This window comes from Vibrio sp. 10N.261.52.A1, assembly GCF_002876325.1.
Lineage (GTDB): Bacteria > Pseudomonadota > Gammaproteobacteria > Enterobacterales > Vibrionaceae > Vibrio > Vibrio chagasii.
In genome coordinates this window covers 1-1,062 of the sequence record NZ_MCYD01000036.1, presented here as the reverse complement: position 1 = coordinate 1,062, position 1,062 = coordinate 1, and the positions used below count along the sequence as shown (strand labels likewise).

Here is a 1,062-nt window from a genome sequence, read left to right as displayed (position 1 = left end):
TAAAGAGCCTGTGTGCAGGCTCTTTTACTAAAAGGTTTAAGGTGAGTTTTCGCTGTTATGATTGGGATACGTCGCGATAAAAGTAACGCTCACAAATCGTTGGTTTGACACGTTTAATAGCGTGCGAAATTAAAGCGACGATGAGAACTGAGAATACGATTCTTCCCCAGAATATGGTGTAAAAATCAGCCCCGATCAGTAAGATCAACAAGGTGTCTTCAATCAAACTGTGGAGCAGATTGAGTAGCATAATGGCGGTAAACACGTCTCTTGCGGCTATATGTCCTTTCTTTGCTTCGTTGATCAATAGACCTCCTCCGAACGAAAGACCGAGCGTGATCCCTATGATGGTTAGATTGGTCGCATCTTTGCTGATGCCTAGTAGTCTTAAAAATGGTCGTAGCAGCAGAGCCATTAACTTCTCGATGCCAAGAACCTTTAAAACTTTAAGTAACAGTAGCAGTGCTGAAATCACCATGAATATCACTGCAAAGTTTTTGAGTTGTTCGATAGCCCAACCGATGTAACTGTTATCTGACGATACTTCTGGCTGCCATAAGACGGTTGCTGGATAGTTGAGTAAATCTCCGTATTGATAGCTGAGATTCAGTAGCCATGCCAATACCAAGCTGCCGCCGACTCTGACTGATAAGGTGGCAAGCCAACTTACCCCTGCTTTTTTCGCGATTGCGCCTTCGATTGGTAGCGAATGAGCGAGCAGCATCATGCTGCCTAACACAGAAGCTTGAGCAACCGTTAAAGAAACATCGGAGTTGATGAGAATAATTAAGCCAGCGTAGATATTGGTGAGGATGGTAGTGGCCCACACTAGGCCCATCTCTTTTGGTAACCCAACGCTTTCCATTATTGGGCTTAACCATTCACTCAGAATCACTATGCCGCCAAGCTCTTCTACGACTTTTATGACGATGATAATTGGAATCATGATCCGAAAAAGCGTTGAGGTAACATCGAAAATCTCTTTTAAGAGTTCTTTAAAAAATTGATAAGTGGATTTCATTGATACGTCCATGTTGCGACTGTTTGATTTAAGAAGATCTT

The 1,062-nt window shown here is 42.7% G+C and carries 1 protein-coding gene; it reads right to left on the bottom strand.

Annotated elements, in window-relative coordinates; translation table 11 throughout:
* Window positions 1-55 precede the first annotated feature (55 nt).
* Window positions 56-1,021, bottom strand: a complete 966-nt coding sequence (locus BCT81_RS00450) for a hypothetical protein (protein WP_061032334.1) — start codon at window positions 1,019-1,021, stop codon at window positions 56-58.
* Window positions 1,022-1,062 lie beyond the last annotated feature (41 nt).